Origin of the sequence: Flavobacterium sp. C3NV (genome assembly GCF_046825355.2) — a bacterium.
Taxonomy (GTDB): domain Bacteria; phylum Bacteroidota; class Bacteroidia; order Flavobacteriales; family Flavobacteriaceae; genus Flavobacterium.
Map to the genome: position 1 here is coordinate 350,372 of NZ_JBKQBJ020000002.1, position 16,339 is coordinate 366,710.

The 16,339-nt window shown below is 34.6% G+C and carries 15 protein-coding genes; 10 read left to right on the forward strand and 5 right to left on the reverse strand.

Annotated features, from left to right (window positions below):
* Positions 1 to 22: 22 nt before the first annotated feature.
* The 5 genes from ACIDC4_RS04370 to ACIDC4_RS04390 all read left to right on the forward strand — a co-directional run bounded on the left by ACIDC4_RS04370 (position 23) and on the right by ACIDC4_RS04390 (position 5,231).
* Positions 23 to 1,516: a S41 family peptidase gene (locus ACIDC4_RS04370; RefSeq protein WP_412041903.1), complete on the forward strand. Its 1,494-nt coding sequence runs from the start codon at positions 23 to 25 to the stop codon at positions 1,514 to 1,516.
* A complete protein-coding gene (locus ACIDC4_RS04375) occupies positions 1,503 to 2,069 on the forward strand; it encodes a hypothetical protein (protein WP_412041904.1) in 567 nt (188 codons plus the stop codon). The genes ACIDC4_RS04370 and ACIDC4_RS04375 overlap by 14 nt, the downstream gene beginning before the upstream one ends.
* An 87-nt stretch (positions 2,070 to 2,156) precedes the next feature.
* Positions 2,157 to 3,038: a L,D-transpeptidase gene (locus ACIDC4_RS04380; protein WP_412041905.1), complete on the forward strand. Its 882-nt coding sequence runs from the start codon at positions 2,157 to 2,159 to the stop codon at positions 3,036 to 3,038.
* A gap of 331 nt (positions 3,039 to 3,369) precedes the next feature.
* Positions 3,370 to 3,960 carry a TetR/AcrR family transcriptional regulator gene (locus tag ACIDC4_RS04385; RefSeq protein ID WP_412041906.1) on the forward strand — a complete coding sequence of 197 codons (591 nt, stop codon included), beginning with the start codon at positions 3,370 to 3,372 and terminating at the stop codon, positions 3,958 to 3,960.
* A gap of 125 nt (positions 3,961 to 4,085) precedes the next feature.
* The gene (locus tag ACIDC4_RS04390; protein WP_412041907.1) at positions 4,086 to 5,231 is read left to right on the forward strand and encodes an FAD-dependent oxidoreductase; all 1,146 of its coding nucleotides are present in this window, start codon (positions 4,086 to 4,088) and stop codon (positions 5,229 to 5,231) included.
* Between the two features lie 165 nt (positions 5,232 to 5,396).
* Here the strand turns inward: ACIDC4_RS04390 and guaB are convergent, their stop codons facing one another.
* From guaB to ACIDC4_RS04410, 4 genes are all read right to left on the reverse strand, one after another.
* Positions 5,397 to 6,869: an IMP dehydrogenase gene (gene guaB / locus ACIDC4_RS04395; RefSeq protein ID WP_065448215.1), complete on the reverse strand. Its 1,473-nt coding sequence runs from the start codon at positions 6,867 to 6,869 to the stop codon at positions 5,397 to 5,399.
* 699 nt (positions 6,870 to 7,568) lie between these two features.
* Positions 7,569 to 8,969, reverse strand: a complete 1,401-nt coding sequence (locus ACIDC4_RS04400) for a DUF5723 family protein (RefSeq protein WP_412041908.1) — start codon at positions 8,967 to 8,969, stop codon at positions 7,569 to 7,571.
* The gene (locus ACIDC4_RS04405; RefSeq protein ID WP_412041909.1) at positions 8,966 to 9,517 is read right to left on the reverse strand and encodes a hypothetical protein; all 552 of its coding nucleotides are present in this window, start codon (positions 9,515 to 9,517) and stop codon (positions 8,966 to 8,968) included. The genes ACIDC4_RS04400 and ACIDC4_RS04405 overlap by 4 nt, the downstream gene beginning before the upstream one ends.
* 81 nt (positions 9,518 to 9,598) lie before the next feature.
* Complete coding sequence (locus ACIDC4_RS04410) at positions 9,599 to 10,465, reverse strand: hydroxymethylglutaryl-CoA lyase (protein WP_412041910.1); 867 nt, start codon at positions 10,463 to 10,465, stop codon at positions 9,599 to 9,601.
* A gap of 262 nt (positions 10,466 to 10,727) precedes the next feature.
* Here ACIDC4_RS04410 and ACIDC4_RS04415 point away from each other — a divergent pair, with 262 nt between their 5' ends.
* Together ACIDC4_RS04415 and ACIDC4_RS04420 are read left to right on the forward strand one after the other, a co-directional pair.
* Positions 10,728 to 11,342, forward strand: coding sequence for a SatD family protein (locus ACIDC4_RS04415; RefSeq protein ID WP_412041911.1), 615 nt, complete (start codon positions 10,728 to 10,730; stop codon positions 11,340 to 11,342).
* Positions 11,339 to 12,055, forward strand: a complete 717-nt coding sequence (locus ACIDC4_RS04420; protein ID WP_412041912.1) for a DUF3307 domain-containing protein — start codon at positions 11,339 to 11,341, stop codon at positions 12,053 to 12,055. Before ACIDC4_RS04415 ends, ACIDC4_RS04420 begins: the two co-directional genes overlap by 4 nt.
* Here ACIDC4_RS04420 and ACIDC4_RS04425 read toward each other — a convergent pair.
* Positions 12,041 to 13,075, reverse strand: a complete 1,035-nt coding sequence (locus ACIDC4_RS04425) for a quinone-dependent dihydroorotate dehydrogenase (RefSeq protein WP_412041913.1) — start codon at positions 13,073 to 13,075, stop codon at positions 12,041 to 12,043. The two genes, ACIDC4_RS04420 and ACIDC4_RS04425, sit on opposite strands and share 15 nt — an antisense overlap.
* A 331-nt stretch (positions 13,076 to 13,406) precedes the next feature.
* Between ACIDC4_RS04425 and ACIDC4_RS04430 the strand changes: the two genes are divergently transcribed.
* The 3 genes from ACIDC4_RS04430 to ACIDC4_RS04440 all read left to right on the forward strand — a co-directional run bounded on the left by ACIDC4_RS04430 (position 13,407) and on the right by ACIDC4_RS04440 (position 16,322).
* Positions 13,407 to 14,000 carry a hypothetical protein gene (locus ACIDC4_RS04430; protein ID WP_412041914.1) on the forward strand — a complete coding sequence of 198 codons (594 nt, stop codon included), beginning with the start codon at positions 13,407 to 13,409 and terminating at the stop codon, positions 13,998 to 14,000.
* A 42-nt stretch (positions 14,001 to 14,042) separates the two neighbouring features.
* Positions 14,043 to 15,263 carry an OprO/OprP family phosphate-selective porin gene (locus ACIDC4_RS04435; protein ID WP_412041915.1) on the forward strand — a complete coding sequence of 407 codons (1,221 nt, stop codon included), beginning with the start codon at positions 14,043 to 14,045 and terminating at the stop codon, positions 15,261 to 15,263.
* Positions 15,264 to 15,395: 132 nt separating this feature from the next.
* Positions 15,396 to 16,322 (forward strand): DUF6515 family protein, encoded by a 927-nt coding sequence (locus ACIDC4_RS04440; RefSeq protein ID WP_412041916.1) that lies wholly within the window; start codon positions 15,396 to 15,398, stop codon positions 16,320 to 16,322.
* Positions 16,323 to 16,339: the final 17 nt, after the last annotated feature.

Sequence of the window (16,339 nt, forward strand, 5' to 3'; positions counted from 1 at the left end):
GGTTCTAAACAAAACCAAACCAATGCTCAAATTTAAAATAGCTTTTTTTCTGATTTTTCCATTTATAGTATTCTCTCAAAATGATAAATTCACTTTAGAAAAACTCAAACAAGATCTTACTACTTTTAGAGAAATCAGAGAAAAAGCAAATTCAGGTATTTATAAGTACCGAACTAAAAAACAAATTGACAGCATATACAATTGGGCATTTCTGCAATTAAAAAATCCGGGGGAATTACTGGACTTCTACAAAATTATTTTAAAAATCACCGACTTCGAAGGCAGTGTGCACAATAATACAACTCTTCCTGATGCATTTAAAAACAGATATACATCAGAAAAAGTTTTTTTTCCTTTTCCTGTAAAATTGATCGCGAACAAAACAATCATCAATTTAAAAAATGATGAGATTCCGTTAGGCTCACAAATTCATAGTATTGACGGAATTAAAATAAATAAAATAATACGCTCCTTTTACAAATATTACACCACCGACGGCTTTAATATATCCGGAAAATCAATTGGAATTAACGCTGCTTTTTCAAGATATTTTGAAATGGAATATGGACCAAAAGAAAATTTTATAGTTGAATACTCACTTCCAAACCAAACTAAAAAACTTTCCAAAACTATTGCCGGTATTTCTAATGAAGAAAGAAAAGAGAACTTTAAAAAGCGCCATTCTTTTCCTTCTGACAGCTTGTTTTACAGCAATATCAAAGATAAATATTCATTTAAGATTATTTCTCAAAATACCGCCTTGCTTGCTGTTCATACTTTTTTAATTGGAGGAAATGCAGAAGACAAAGAACATATCATTTATAAAAAATATGTCGACAGCTGTTTTCAAATGCTTGCTGTACATCCTGAAATAAAAAATTTAATTGTAGATGTTAGAAATAATGGCGGAGGGTCAGATCCTAACGATTTGGTAACTTTTTCATACTTAACACAAAAACCGTATCGCGAAAATAAAAACGCTTATATTAATTTTCAGAACATTCCGTTTCTTCCCTATTTTGTTTACGAAGAAACTGAGATTGAAAAAAAGCTGGAAGAAAAGAATGATTTTGAAGCTGAGTTAAAAGAGGAATATCCCATTTTAAAAGGTAAAATATACCCTCAGGATCCAAAATTCAATCGTTTATTACAACCGGATAAAAATACCTTTAAAGGTCAGATTTACTTATTAATAAGTCCAAGAGTAGCTTCGGCAGGATCGCTTTTTGCATCATTAGTTGCAGGAAAAACCAGCGCAATTGTCATTGGCGAAGAAACTATGGGCGGTTATTACGGTCATAATGGCCACACTCCTATCGAATACGAATTACCTAACACAAAGATAAAAACACAATTTTCTATCGTAAATTTAGAACAGGATGTTCCTAAGAAACCCAATCAGATGTTTGGAAGAGGTGTAATTCCTGATTATAAAGTGAGTCAAACTTTTGATGATTTTATAAAGAATAGAGATGCTCAGATGGAATATGTTTTGAAATTAATTGAGAAAAAGTAAAATGAATACATGGCAAGAATTTGCAAAACAAACTAAAGGCACTTTTAAAGAAGGTTATTCCTGGCAATCAGATTCAACAGAAATTGAATATAAAAAATGGAAAATTGTCTTTGATAATTATAGGCTTTGGTCTGGAAAATATAGTACTCAAATGACGCGAGTTATTGCTCCTATTACTTTAAAAGATCATTTTAAATTTGAAATTTACAACGAAGGATTTATTCGAAAAATTGAAAAAATATTTGGAGTGCAAGATATAGAAATTGGCTACCCTGATTTTGACAAAGCTTTTACAATTAAAAGTAATAATGAGTTTAAGATAAAGACCTTACTTCGCAATAAAGAACTAAGAAATCGCATTGCATTACAAAAAGAAGTAAATATCCAGATTTGTGATCAGAAAGGAATATGGGAACAAAAACTTCCTGAAAATGAATTCGAATTATCTTATTATAGAGATGGAGAAATAGATAATCTTGAAACCTTAAATTCACTACTGGAACTGTTTAAAATCTTATTAGATGAAATGTCTGCATTGGAATTAATACAGTAAAATGAAAATCAAACAAACAATTCAAAAAATTGTGTAAGTGCTTTTCGGGATGATTAAAATAACTTTACATAAATAAAAAACCAGTTTATGAAAAAGTTATATTACACATCCAATATCTTACTTGTATTAATCTTAGTCTTATTAGGTTCATGTAAAAAAAGTGAATCAACCGAAACTAAGGAAAAAGCAAAACCTAAAAAAACAATTGAGCATACAAAACCAAAAACCACTTCTTATCATTTTGAAAAAACGAAAGAATGGTTAAAAACAAATGGTTCCGACAGTACTAAACTTCATATTGCATATGCTTTAAACAGAACTGACAAAGCCAACTTTGCACAAATGGATTCAGTAGTACTGCCTGCAGATTTCACAGGAGATATTGTGTATTATCTTCCGTTTCCTTTACATGTAACTGCTCTAGAAGAAGTTTCAAAAGTGATTATTTTCTCTTATCCGGCTCAGGCATTTGCTGCTTACGAAAATGGAGAATTAGTATATACGGGCCCAACCAATATGGGAAGAAAAAAAGACCCTACTCCAACCGGATTATTTTTTACCAATTGGAAAGCCGAAAAAACAACCAGTACGTTTAATGACGAGTGGGATTTAAAATGGAATTTTAATATCGAAAATAAATTAGGTGTTGGTTTTCACGAATATGCATTGCCTGGTTATCCTGCATCGCATTCCTGTTTACGACTACAAGAAACTGATGCTAAATTCCTTTACAAATTTGCAGATGAATGGATTTTGAAAGACAAGGAAAATGTAAAAGTAAAAGGAACTCCGGTAATTGTTTTTGGAAGTTATCCTTTTGGAGAACCAAAACCATGGTTTGCATTAGTAAAAGATCCAAAAGCATTGGATATTTCTGAAGCTGAAATAGAAACTCAGACAAAACCTTTTATCCAAAAGATTTTAGAAAATCAAAAAGTTAGAGAAGCAGAACCAACCGCTACTCCATAAGAATATGTTATCCAAGGAAAAGCTGCTATCGTAATTTTGACGAATTATGGTAGCAGTTTTTTTATGCTTTTTTTTTATGCCACGAAGGCACGAAGACACAAAGTTTTTTTTACATATTATTATCATCAATTAAATTCGGCTAAAGCCTATTTCTCTTACCTTCTTTCATCCTCCAGCTAAAGCTGGAGGCTATTGAATTAAAACCTCAATAGACGCACTGCTGCGCATCTCTAGCAAACCTTTGAACCTTTGAACCTTTGAAACTTTTTTACCTTAAATAAACGAACGTTCATTTATTATTAATACCTTTGTACCATAATGAATTAAAATTATGAGAACGAGAGATATAAATAAAGAAGAAATTGTAAAACAAAAAGCGATCGAAATGCTGGTTTCACAAGGCGTAGAAGGTTTTGGAATGAATCGGCTGGCGAAAGAATGCGGAGTTTCTGTGGCGACACTTTATATTTATTATTCCGATAAGGAAGATCTTATCAGAAAAATTGGAATTGAAATTGGTAAAAATTTCTTTGAAGAAATGCTAGTCGGATTTTCGCCTGAAATGTCTTTTGTAGATGGTTTACGTCAACAATGGGACAACCGTTCTAAGTTTGCTATCAACTTTTCTTTGCAGACTACTTGTCTTGAACTTCTAAAACATTCTACTTATGGCGATGCTATTTTAGCAGAAATCACTACAGACTTTAAGGAACAAATGTCAAAATTTATCACAAAGGCCATTGAAAATAAAGAACTTCTTCCCATTACTTTCGAGGTTTTTTGGAGCATTGCTTATGGATCGCTTTATTCTCTTTTAGAACTTCACAGAGAAGGTAAATCAATGTCGGGGAAAGCTTTTGTATTTACTGAGGAAATTAGGAATGAAGCTTTTAATTTGGTTATAAAAGCTTTGACTCCCTGATTAAAAAATCAAATTCAATGGCAATGTCAATTTCAAAAATTAATATCAATTTTAATCTCAATAACGGTATAAAATTCAAACTAAAAAAATTCAATTAATACAATATCAATTAAATAAAAAATCAAATGAATACTTCACTTATAAAAAACAAAAAAATTGCCATTATTGGCGGTGGACCTGTTGGATTGACAACAGCGAGAATTTTACAAATTAACGGTGCTGATGTAACGGTTTATGAAAGAGATCTAAATGCTCAGGCGAGAACTTCGGGCGGAACTCTTGACATCCACTCTGACTCAGGACAAAAGGCGATCATAAAAGCAGACTTAATGGAGGAGTTTTATCGCTATGCGAGGCCAACAGGAGAAAAAATGGCGGATATGCACGGGAATATTACTTCGGAAGAAATGCCTACTGAAGAGAATGCTTATTCAAGACCTGAAATCGACAGAAATGATTTGAGAAAAATCATGCTGGAAAATCTACAGGAAAACACTGTAGTTTGGGACAGTCAATTGACTGAAATCAATAAAATTGACGAACAATATCATTTAGAATTTAAAAACGGTACTAAAACAACTGCTGATTTTGTAATCGTTGCCAATGGCGGAAGATCGAATGCCCGAAAATTTGTAACGGATAAAGAACCGCAACTTTCCGGAACTTATATTATTCAGGGCGAAATTGAAAATCCGGATCGCGATTATCCTGAATTCAAACCTAAATACGGTGACGGAAATGTGATGGCAATGGGAGAGAAAAAAATGTTTTATACCCACACTTTACGCGATGGTTCTATACATTTTGGAGTTTCTTTTAAAGCAGATGAAAATTGGGTTTTAAATAACGGAATTGACTTTGAAGACAATGCTTCCGTAATTGCTTTTCTGAATAAAAAATTCGAGAACTGGAATGAAGATTATAAAAAATTCTTTAACGCTTCTACAGATTTTTGGGGATTGCCATTACGTTTGTTCTCCTTAGAAGAATCCTGGAAAAAACATTCAAATATTACACTTGTAGGTGATGCGGCACATTTAATGCCACCATTTGCTGGCGAAGGTGTAAATATGGGTTTAATGGATGCCTATCAACTAACTGAAAATTTGACTAATGGAGAATTCTCATCTCTTCAGGATGCAATTGATGATTATGAGAAAAAAATGTTTGGCTATGCTCTCGAAGCGCAACGCACCACCTATCAAATGGAAGAATTATTACATTCTGATGTTACGACTGAGAAAATTTTGAATAGCCGCGGTGGGGTTTAATGTTTTTTTACCATATAAGTGATTTAAGTTCATTTAATCTGAAAGTCGATAATTTGTGCGTGATTTGTTATATGACAAGATTGCGCCAAATCTATTAAGTAAAAAACAAAAAAAGGCGTAAGAATCAAACTCTTACGCCTTTTGTTTTATAATGAAAACTAAAAATTATCTTGAATAATTTGGAGCTTCTTTAGTAATAGTTACATTATGTGGATGACTTTCAGTAATTCCGCTTGACGTGATTCTAACAAAACGTCCAGTTTCTTGTAAAGTCGGAATATCTTTTGAACCACAGTATCCCATTCCTGCACGAAGTCCTCCAACAAACTGAAGCATACTTTCGTTTAATTCTCCTTTATAAGGAACTCTACCAACAATTCCTTCAGGAACTAATTTCTTAACATCGTCTTCAACATCTTGGAAATAACGGTCTTTAGAACCGGTTTGCATCGCTTCAACAGAACCCATTCCGCGGTACGATTTGAATTTTCTTCCTTCGAAAATAATGGTTTCTCCAGGAGATTCTTTTGTTCCTGCTAATAAAGATCCTAACATTACACAGTCGGCACCGGCAGCGATTGCTTTAGGGATATCACCTGTATAACGAATTCCACCATCTGCGATAACCGGAACTCCGGTTCCTTTGATAGCCGCAGCTACTTCAAGAACTGCTGAAAATTGAGGAAAACCAACACCTGCAACAATACGTGTAGTACAAATAGAACCAGGTCCGATCCCTACTTTTACACCGTCTGCTCCGTTTGCTACTAAATATTTAGCTGCTTCGGGAGTTGCAATGTTTCCTACAATTACGTCGATATTTGGGAATTTTGATTTTATTTCTTTCAATGTATTTACTACACCTTCAGTATGTCCGTGAGCAGTATCAATAATGATAGCATCTACTCCGGCAGCAACTAAAGCTTCTGCTCTTTGAACAGCATCACCAGTAACACCAATGGCAGCAGCAACTCTTAAACGACCAAAAACATCTTTGTTAGCGATTGGTTTTTGAGTCAGTTTTGTAATATCTCTAAAAGTAATTAAACCAACTAATTCATAGTTAGCGTTTACTACTGGTAATTTTTCGATTTTATGTCCTTGTAAAACTACTTCGGCTTGTTCTAGTGAAGTTCCTTCGGCTACAGTAACTAAGTTGGTACTGGTCATTACCTCAGCGATTGGTCTTGCTCCGTTTTTTTCGAAACGTAAATCACGGTTGGTAACGATTCCTTTAAGGATTTTGTTTTCGTCAACGATTGGGATTCCGCCAATTCCGTATTCTTTCATGGCATTTTTTGCATCTGCAATGGTAGAATTTGTTGGCAAAGTTACCGGATCGATAATCATTCCTGACTCAGCACGTTTTACTCTTCTAACTTTCGCAGCTTGTTGCTCGATTGTCATGTTTTTATGCAAAACACCTATTCCGCCCTCTTGTGCCATAGCGATTGCCATAGAACTTTCGGTCACAGTATCCATAGCAGCTGATACTATTGGAACATTTAGCGTTATATTTCGTGAAAATTTTGATTTGATACTCACTTCGCGAGGAAGCACATTCGAGTAGTTAGGTACTAATAATACATCGTCGTAAGTTAAACCTTCGCCGATAATCTTGGAGTTGTGTGCTATCATGTTGCAATTTCTAGTTGAATTGCGTGCAAATATAGTGAATAAATTGGAAACTTGATTACTAACTTATTCATAAATTTAACTTTACACGAAAGGTCTTACAAATACGAGAGTCTTAGCCCTGATGGAAATGGAAAGCCACGAGGATCGAAATAACATTTTTTTCTGGTCTTAAAAAGCGACCAGCGGAAGCTCTTTTAAGGCCTTGAAAAAAAGTTGTTTTGCCCGAGTGCTTGTAATGGACAGCAGGAATAGCTTCTAAAAACATTCACCATATTAGTTATATAAGAAATTATAAGATTTAAGGTTCTCTCCAAAGCCCAATATCATTAAGTTAAAATGTTTTAGATTGTGTTCCATCGGAACACCTCACCGGTAGAAAAAAAATGAATCGTGAGAAACATCGTCCCATTGGGACGTTTGAGAAATTGTATATGTAATCTTTTTTTGTTTTACCAACTATTATTTATAAAATCAAACGTTCCTACGGAACGTGAAAAAACGTCTTATTTATTGGGCTACCAATGAAATGTTCCGACGGAACAAAACAAGTGATAAGATATATTGTACTTAACAATTGTTCTATTGGATTTTTCTTTAACTTAATGATATTACGCGAAGCCTCGAGACGCTCGAACTGAAAATTGACTTCTTTCGACAGCACTATATAAATGAACTCATATAACTTATATGGTAAAAAAATCAGTCTTCGGGATTCTGGAAAACAAAATTAAATCCGAATTGAAATGCAATACTATTGGCCTTCGAGACATCTTTATATTCCAGAACATTATCGACGAGAAGGTACATATTGAGTTTTCCCAATGTTCCTGAAATTCCTAAACCAATATTTTTATTCGAATAAGGATCGAAGGTATAAGTGGCTTTGACATCCAGGTTCTCGAAAATATTGCGTTTATAAAAAGCGGTTAGTGCCACGAAAGGTTCGACTGGCATTGACATGATAAACAATTGCCCTCCTACTGCATCGGCATAACTGGTGGTTACTTTTCCTTTGCAATTACAATCGTCGTTAGAACGTGATTCCCCAAATGAATACTGAATCGACGAATAAAATTTGGTTGGTCGCCAGGTAGTGTACTTATTATAAGATGTTTCACGCGGTATGGCATTCTCGAAATCATCGAAAATATCTCCTGGCTCGTTTATAGGATCAAAACTAGGATTTGCTCCCTGATAATTATAAGTTCCTTTATAACTTCTCGTTTCAAGATCTTTTGTATGATTGATAAAACCAAGATCGACAATACTGGCTGTAAACTGAAGATTATCTTTGAAATAATAGGTCAATCCGGCATCGATACCAAAGCCTAAACTTCCGTTAAAAAAGGTATTATGAGCAATATCTTTAGGAATGCTTCCTTCGTATTCGTCTTTGGTAAAAGTAGCAATACCTGAGGTTTTTAGTTCTAAATTTGAGGCTATTATCTGTTCGTATACATTTGGCGTTACGGCACTTTGACCCGTATAAATAAATCCGGAATTTTTGGTCGAAGTCGCATTGGCTCCACTTGAATACAATTTTGCGCGGCCTCCTAAAACCAATTTCTCACTTAGCTTTTTGTGAAAGCCTACATGAAATACGGAAAGTACTTCGGCACGTACATTTAAATCGGCCAGATTGAATGCTTTACCGATATGATCCCGATTTCCGTCTAAGGCTAAAATGGCAAGATCTTTAGGAACATACATTAAGAAATCGAATTCCTGATAGGCACCAAACGAAATATAAGACTGACTATCTCTTCCTCCTACTCTGAATCCTCCCGAAAATAATTCGAGCTGCTGATTGACATGGGTTTTATCTTTACTGGAAGAATTATTGATGATGTTTCGCACTTTATCATTAAAATCGACTCCGTTATTGGCAAATAAATCATAAGCAGAGAAACTACTGGAACCTAAATTGGCTGATACTCCAGACAAAACCGGAATACCAAAATAGAATTTATACGAAACATCGGCTCCGGGATTTACGAGTGATGATTGCGGAATGGAGGTAAAATTATACAACACTTCTTTGTTTTGGGCAAAACAGGAAAGTTGAAAAGCGACGATTAAAATCAGGTATAATTTTCTCATTCTATTACCATATAAACGGTTGCACCTGATTTGAATTTTAAATTACCTACACTATTTTGATCTAATGGAGGTCCGGGTGCCATTGTTACGAGGAAACCTAATTTAGTAGTTCTTTTAAGGAGATCTAATCTCGGGCCTTCAAATACTTCTGTTGGGAATTTAATAATATTTGAAGTTCCTGAAAATGCAGGAACGTTATATGAATCTGTTTCTAATACCTCATCATTAGCATCGAGAAGCAAAAGATCAATTCTAAAGGCTCTAATTATGGTGTTTTCAATTTCAAAGTCAAGTTCTGTTTTGACCAGATTATCCCTGAAGAATTTTTCTTTGAAAGCATCAAATTCAGTTACATCAGGATAAACAGCTAAACTTCCGTCATTTACAAGTTGGGTTGCAGGTACATTAAAATAAGCCAGATTGGCCACAAAAACAGGTTGTAATTTCAGGTCTTTGGTCTGATCGAAATCGAGATCGCTTGAGCATGAAAGAAACAAGGATGATAAAAATAATATCTTAGAGATGCTCTTTACAAAAGTTGCTTTCATGGGTAGGTTATGTTTCTAAATAACACACAACGTTATTCTGTTATTACTTATTATCTGCTATAAGTAAATATAGTAAATTTCTTAATGAAATTTACCAAATAATTTCGAAGCTTCGTTATAAGCACTTTCAAAGCTTAAAGAGTTTAAACCTGTAGATTTTTTATTGGATGTAAAATAAGAAATTAGTTTTTCTGTAGGCATATTTCCTGTCAGTTTATCTGTTGCCATTGGGCATCCGCCAAATCCCTGAATAGCGCCATCAAAACGGGTACAGCCTGCTTTTGATGCTGCATCGATTTTTTCGAACCAGGTATTAGGTGTGGTATGTAAATGCGCCCCAAACTCTATTTTAGGATACTTAGGAATTAGATTCGAAAAAAGATGCGTAATAACTTCGGGCGTAGAACTGCCAACGGTGTCTGAAAGTGATAAGATCTTCACACCCATTCCTGCAAGCTTTTCTGTCCATTCACCAACGATTTCAACATTCCAGGGATCTCCGTACGGATTCCCAAAACCCATTGAAAGATAGGTTACGACTTCTTTGTTTTTTTTATCGGCAATTTCAAGAATTTCTTCTAGCGTTACTAAAGATTCAGCAATGGTTTTATGAGTATTTCGCATCTGAAAATTCTCGGATATCGAAAAAGGGAACCCTAAATATTGAATTGGTTCATGTTCTGCCGCTGCTGCTGCACCTTGCGTATTCGCAATTATAGCGAGTAATTTGCTTGTAGTTTGCGATAAATCAAGTTGCGCCAAAACCTCAGCAGTATCCTGCATTTGCGGAATCGCTTTTGGAGATACAAAACTGCCAAAATCTATCGTATCAAACCCTACCCTAAGCAAAGCTTGTATATAAGAAACCTTGTTTTTAGTGGGTATAAAAGTTTTGATGCCTTGCATAGCATCACGTGGACATTCGATAATCTTGATTTCTTTATTCAAAGCTTATTCTTTAGTGAAGGCTAAGTTAGTTTCTTTTTTAAATAAATAAAAGCTAAACTCAGCTTTGTGTTTTTTTTACCATATAAGTTATATAAGTTCATTTAAATATACTGGATGTCTTTAAATCATATAAGCTGTTCATTTTTTGATATTATTACTTAAATATGCAATTAATACAAATATTACCTAAAAATGTAATAATAAATTTTATTACGTATATTTGTAATATATAATTTAATTTATTTTTAATTATATTTGAATTATGACAAGCGTAATTACCGGAGATATTATTGGTTCAAGACAACAAACGTCTAAACATTGGGTAGAGGATTTGAAAAAAATCCTTTCTCCGTTTGGAGAAACGCCAAGTCAATGGGAAGTTTACAGAGGCGATGAGTTCCAGATCGAAATCAAAAATCCCGAAGAAGCGCTATGGTCTGCAATTTTAATAAAAGCGCATTTAAGAGCCTTAAAATTAGATGCCCGAATGAGTATAGGTTTTGGTGATAAAACGCATGAAGCAGAGAAAATATCCGAAAGTAATGGTGGTGCTTTTATACATTCGGGAGAACTTTTTGAAACTTTAAAAAAACAAAAGGTAACTTTAGCCATAAGAACCGGTGATGCTGTTTTTGATGAAAAGCTAAATTTGATGCTTCAGCTTGCTTTGACCTTTATGGACAACTGGCTGGCACAACAGGCTGAATTTGTAGCCGCTGCAATAGAAAACCCTACTTTATCGCAAGAAGAATTAGGGCAAAAATTAGGCATCAATCAAGCTGCGGTGAGCCGTAGACAAAAACGTGCCCAATTTGATTTGGTATTGCAATTAGATCGTTATTTTAGAACCCAAATAAAGCAACTTACAACGCCATGATTTTATTTATAAAACTACTTTTAGCACATTTATTAGGCGATTTTATATGGCAGCCCAACTCATGGGTAGCCGATAAAGAAGCTAAAAAACATAAAAGCATTTATTTATATCTTCATATTCTTTTACACGGAATCCTGGCTGCAATTTTGGTTAGGGAAATTCAGTTTATACCTTATGCTGTTTTAATTGCTGTTACGCATGGCATTATCGATTTGATCAAACTCAATTTTCAGAAGAAAAAAACAAAACGTACCTGGTTTGTACTGGACCAAATTGCGCATGTTTTAATTTTAATTGGAGTTGTATTACTTTACAAAGGCGAACCAATACAGTTTCAATGGTTCAATAATCAGTTTTGGATTTTAATCACCGGTGTTTTATTGATTACCAAACCTACTTCTATTTTTATTAAAACCATTATTTCGATCTGGACGCCGGAAAGCCAGAATAGTCACAACGATAATTCGCTTGCTACGGCAGGGAATTATATTGGAATACTGGAAAGACTATTTGTATTCTGTTTCATCTTAACAGGGCATTTTGAAGCGATTGGATTTTTATTGGCTGCTAAATCTATTTTTAGGTTTGGAGATCTAAAAGAGGCTAAAGACAGAAAACTCACCGAGTACGTTATGATTGGTACTTTGATGAGTTTTGGAATTTCTATTATTACAGGATTAATTGTTCAGGCGCTGCTTTTACAATTGCTCTAGAACTTTTTTATTAATTGCTTTTACCAAAGCCGGACCTTCGTAAATAAATCCGGTATACAATTGTACCAAACTTGCTCCGGCATTTAGTTTTTCGATGGCATCATCTGCAGAATGTATCCCGCCTACTCCAATAATTGGGAATGCTTTATTGCTTTTTTCAGATAGAAAACGAATTACTTCTGTAGAACGTTTGGTTAATGGTTTCCCAGACAATCCTCCCATTTCCGCTTGATTTTCAGATTGTAAACCTTCTCTTGAAATTGTAGTGTTTGTTGCAATTACACCCGCAATTTGAGTCGTTTTTACAATATCAATAATATCTAATAATTGCTCATCTGTAAGATCCGGGGCAATTTTTAAAAGTATTGGCTTTATTTTTTGAGTACTTGTTTTTTGCTTTTCTACATTTCTGTTTTGCAATGTTTGTAATAAAGCTGTTAAAGGTTCTTTGTCTTGTAAGGCTCTTAAATTTGGAGTGTTTGGAGAACTCACATTCACAACAAAATAATCAACATGATCAAACAGTGCATCAAAACAAATGATATAATCGTCTACGGCATTTTCGTTTGGAGTAACTTTATTTTTACCAATGTTTCCGCCAATCAAAACTCCTGAATTCTTTTTCAAACGTTCTACGGCTTCAAGAACTCCACCATTATTAAAACCCATTCGGTTAATAATCGCCTGATCAGCTTTTAACCTGAACAAACGTTTCTTCGGATTTCCTTCCTGACCTACCGGCGTTACGGTTCCTATTTCGATAAAACCAAAACCAAAATCTGAAAATTCCTTGTATAGCTTGGCATCTTTGTCGAATCCTGCGGCAAGTCCTACCGGATTTTTGAATTTAATTCCGAAAACTTCACGCTCTAAACGTGTATCTTTTACTTCGTATATTGATTTTATAATTGATGAAACTCCAGGAATTTTCGAAATGAATTTAACAAATGAAAAAGTAAAGTAATGCACTTCCTCGGGATCAAACCAAAAAAGTATCGGGCGAATTATCAATTTATACATAATAGTGTTGTGTGTTTTTTTCGATTGCAAATTTAATTATAATACTTGAAAGTGGCTCTTTTTTTACAGAAACAAATTAGTATATGTTTTTAAGTCATTTTTCGAATTAATTAAACCCTCAAATTCCAGATAATAAAATCATAAAAGGCTTTCATTTTTATCTTTTAAAGCTATCCTAACTTAAAAAGAAAATGGTATTAAGTAGAAAATCCATCTTTTAATGTTGCAAATTATAAAATGAAACATCTTAAAGTCTTTAAGTCAGGTTACCAGACTTTTTATTCTTTAATTTTAAACTTCTAAACTAAAGTCGGATTTAATAAACACCAAAATGCTATACGGAATTAGTAGTTATTTTAAAAAATCTTTTCTTTTTGCACTTCTCTTTAGTCTGGTTAGCATTCTTACTAATAAATCTGTAGCTCAGGAAAGTGAGGAAAAAGAAGTTTTTAAACCCCATCATCAAATTGGGATTTCAATTAATCATGTTCATGTTTTTGAGGGAAGAGATGACGAAGAAAATCGTGAGGTTTTAAGCCTTCCGGCATGGGGAGTTGATTATACTTTTCAGTTTCATAAAAACTGGGCTATAGGTCTTCATACCGATTTTGTAATTGAAAAATTTAAAGTCGAAAAAGTATATGCAAACGATGACGATAATGAAACCGTAGAAAGAAGTTATCCTATTGCTCCGGCACTTATGGGAATTTACAAACCAAGCGAATCCTGGAGCTTTCTTTTAGGATTTGGAGGTGAATTTGCCAAAGAAGAAAACTATTTTCTGACCCGCGTTGGTGCAGAATACGGTTATGAACTTCCAAAAAACTGGGAAATCTTTGGAACATTCAGTTATGATCTTAAATGGAATGCTTATGACAGCTGGGGAATTGGTTTAGGAATTGCAAAAAACTTTGGAGGTAAATAAGTAATAATAATCAGTATCAAATTATGTAACCCAATCAAGCCTATGTACCATTCAAATAAAATAATACATCTACAAAAAGGCTTACTTTCACTTCTAATATTTTTTTTAAGTATCTCTGTTGAGGCACAGTTAGAAAAAGATACAACCAAGATTATTACTTTTAGACATGGAGACAAAGGAATCGAATTGCGTACCAAAGACAATAAATTTCTTTTTCAGTTACAAAGCCGTTTACAGTTTCGATTTTCTACTCCAAACGATCAGGATCCACTGACTTATGATGATTATAGTCAGGACAAACAAACGACTTTCAAAATTAATCGTGCCCGATTAAAAGTAGGCGGACATGCTTTTGAACCCTGGTTAAAATATTATTGGGAATATGAACTGAGCCAGTCTAATTTACTGGATTTTAGAATCATGATCGAAAAATGGAAATGGATGAGTTTTAAAGTTGGTCAATGGAAAGTTGAATATACCCGTGAACGATTTATAAGTAGTGGCGAACAGCAAACTGTAGATCGCTCTTTTATCAATCGGGATTTTACTGTAGACAGACAAATGGGAGTTGAAGTATACGGACATTTAAAAGGACGCGGCATTGCTGATTTTAATTACTGGGCTGCAGCTCTAACAGGAACAGGACGCGGAAATACTGCCAATGACGATAATAATCTCATGTATTTTGGTCGCGCACAATGGAATTTTCTGGGAAGATTCCTTGATTTTGAAGGCAGTGATTTAGAGTTTCATGAAAAACCAACTCCTATTATTGCCTTTTCAGGATTAACAAATCGCAGTCCGTATACGCGATTTTCGCAATCAGGAGGTGGTTCTTTAGATGGTTACGAAAACGGGCTTCCAGGCCAATATCGTGTCAATCAATGGAATCTTGAAACTGCATTTATGTACCGTGGTTTTTCCTGGCAAAGCGAATGGCATACCAAAAAAATCATAGACAAATTAAACAATGATGATACAACGACATTAAAAGGATATTATGTGCAGGCAGGATATTTTTTTCATAATGTTTTTGATTGGTGGCCGCAACACTTAGAAATGGCAGGAAGGCACGCTGCCTACAGACCTGACAATTCGATGAGACAAAACTTACAGGACGAAACGACAATCGCTTTTAATTGGTTTTTTAAAGGACACAAAAATAAACTTACATCTGAGGTTAGCTATTTTAGTTTTCAGGATAAAAGCCTGCCTCTTGAACAAGGATGGCGCTTTAGAATTCAATGGGATATATCATTGTAGATTATACTAAAACAGCAGCTTTTATAACCTCATAAAAGGCAGTAAATCATAATATTGCCTAAAAAATTTTATCCTAATTTTCGTATAGCGATTATTTTTTTTAATAACTTTAACTAATATAAAACACTGAAAATGAAAAACATAAAAAATTCACTTGGAAATACAGCAGCTCTATGCTTAGTGGGATTCTTTTTTTTGATTTCAATTGATAGTATCGCACAACGTCATGGCGGAGGAGGAGCGCACAGAGGTGGCGGAGCAGCTCAGGCTAGACCCGCAAGACCGGCTACTCAATCCAGACCTGCCGTAAACAGACCTGCCAGAACAAACAGACCGGGAGCAAACGGTTCAGGAACTAAAGTTACCAGACCTGCTAACTCAAATTCTAAAATTAGCGGCAATACTGTTACTAATAATAGAAACAGAAATACCAATATTAGCGGTAACACTGTAAACAGAAATAGAAATAATGTAAATATCAATGTCAATAACAGTGTACATGTTCGCAACAATCGCAACACAGTAGTCAGACCTGGTGTACGACCTTATGCACGTCCGCCGTACGTATATGGTGGTTATCGATATCGTGCTTATCATCCATACTATTTTCACCCTTACACTCCTTTTTATTGGGGCCCGGTTTGGCATCCGTGGGGATTTTTTGCAGCAACTTTGGCCGTTACAGCAATTGTTGTAAGTGTCGAAAGTACTCAATATCATTATGACCAAGGTGTTTGGTATACTCCAACCAGTGGAGGTTATACCGCTGTTCCCGCGCCTGTAGGAGGAACTGTAAATAATATACCAAGTGGAGCCGAAACAGTCAATACAGGAACCGTCAATAATTACTATTATGGCGGAACGTATTATGAAAAAGATGGAAGCAGTTATAAAGTAGTTCCTCCAACAGCAGGAACCGTTGTCGATAATTTACCTGAAGGAGGTGAAGAAGTCACTATAGGAGATGTAAAATATGTGAAATTTGGCGAAACTTATTATCAACCCGTTCAGGTTGACGGTAAAAATAAATATGAAGTTGTTGATGTTGAAAAAGAATAGTAATTAACTCCATAGGA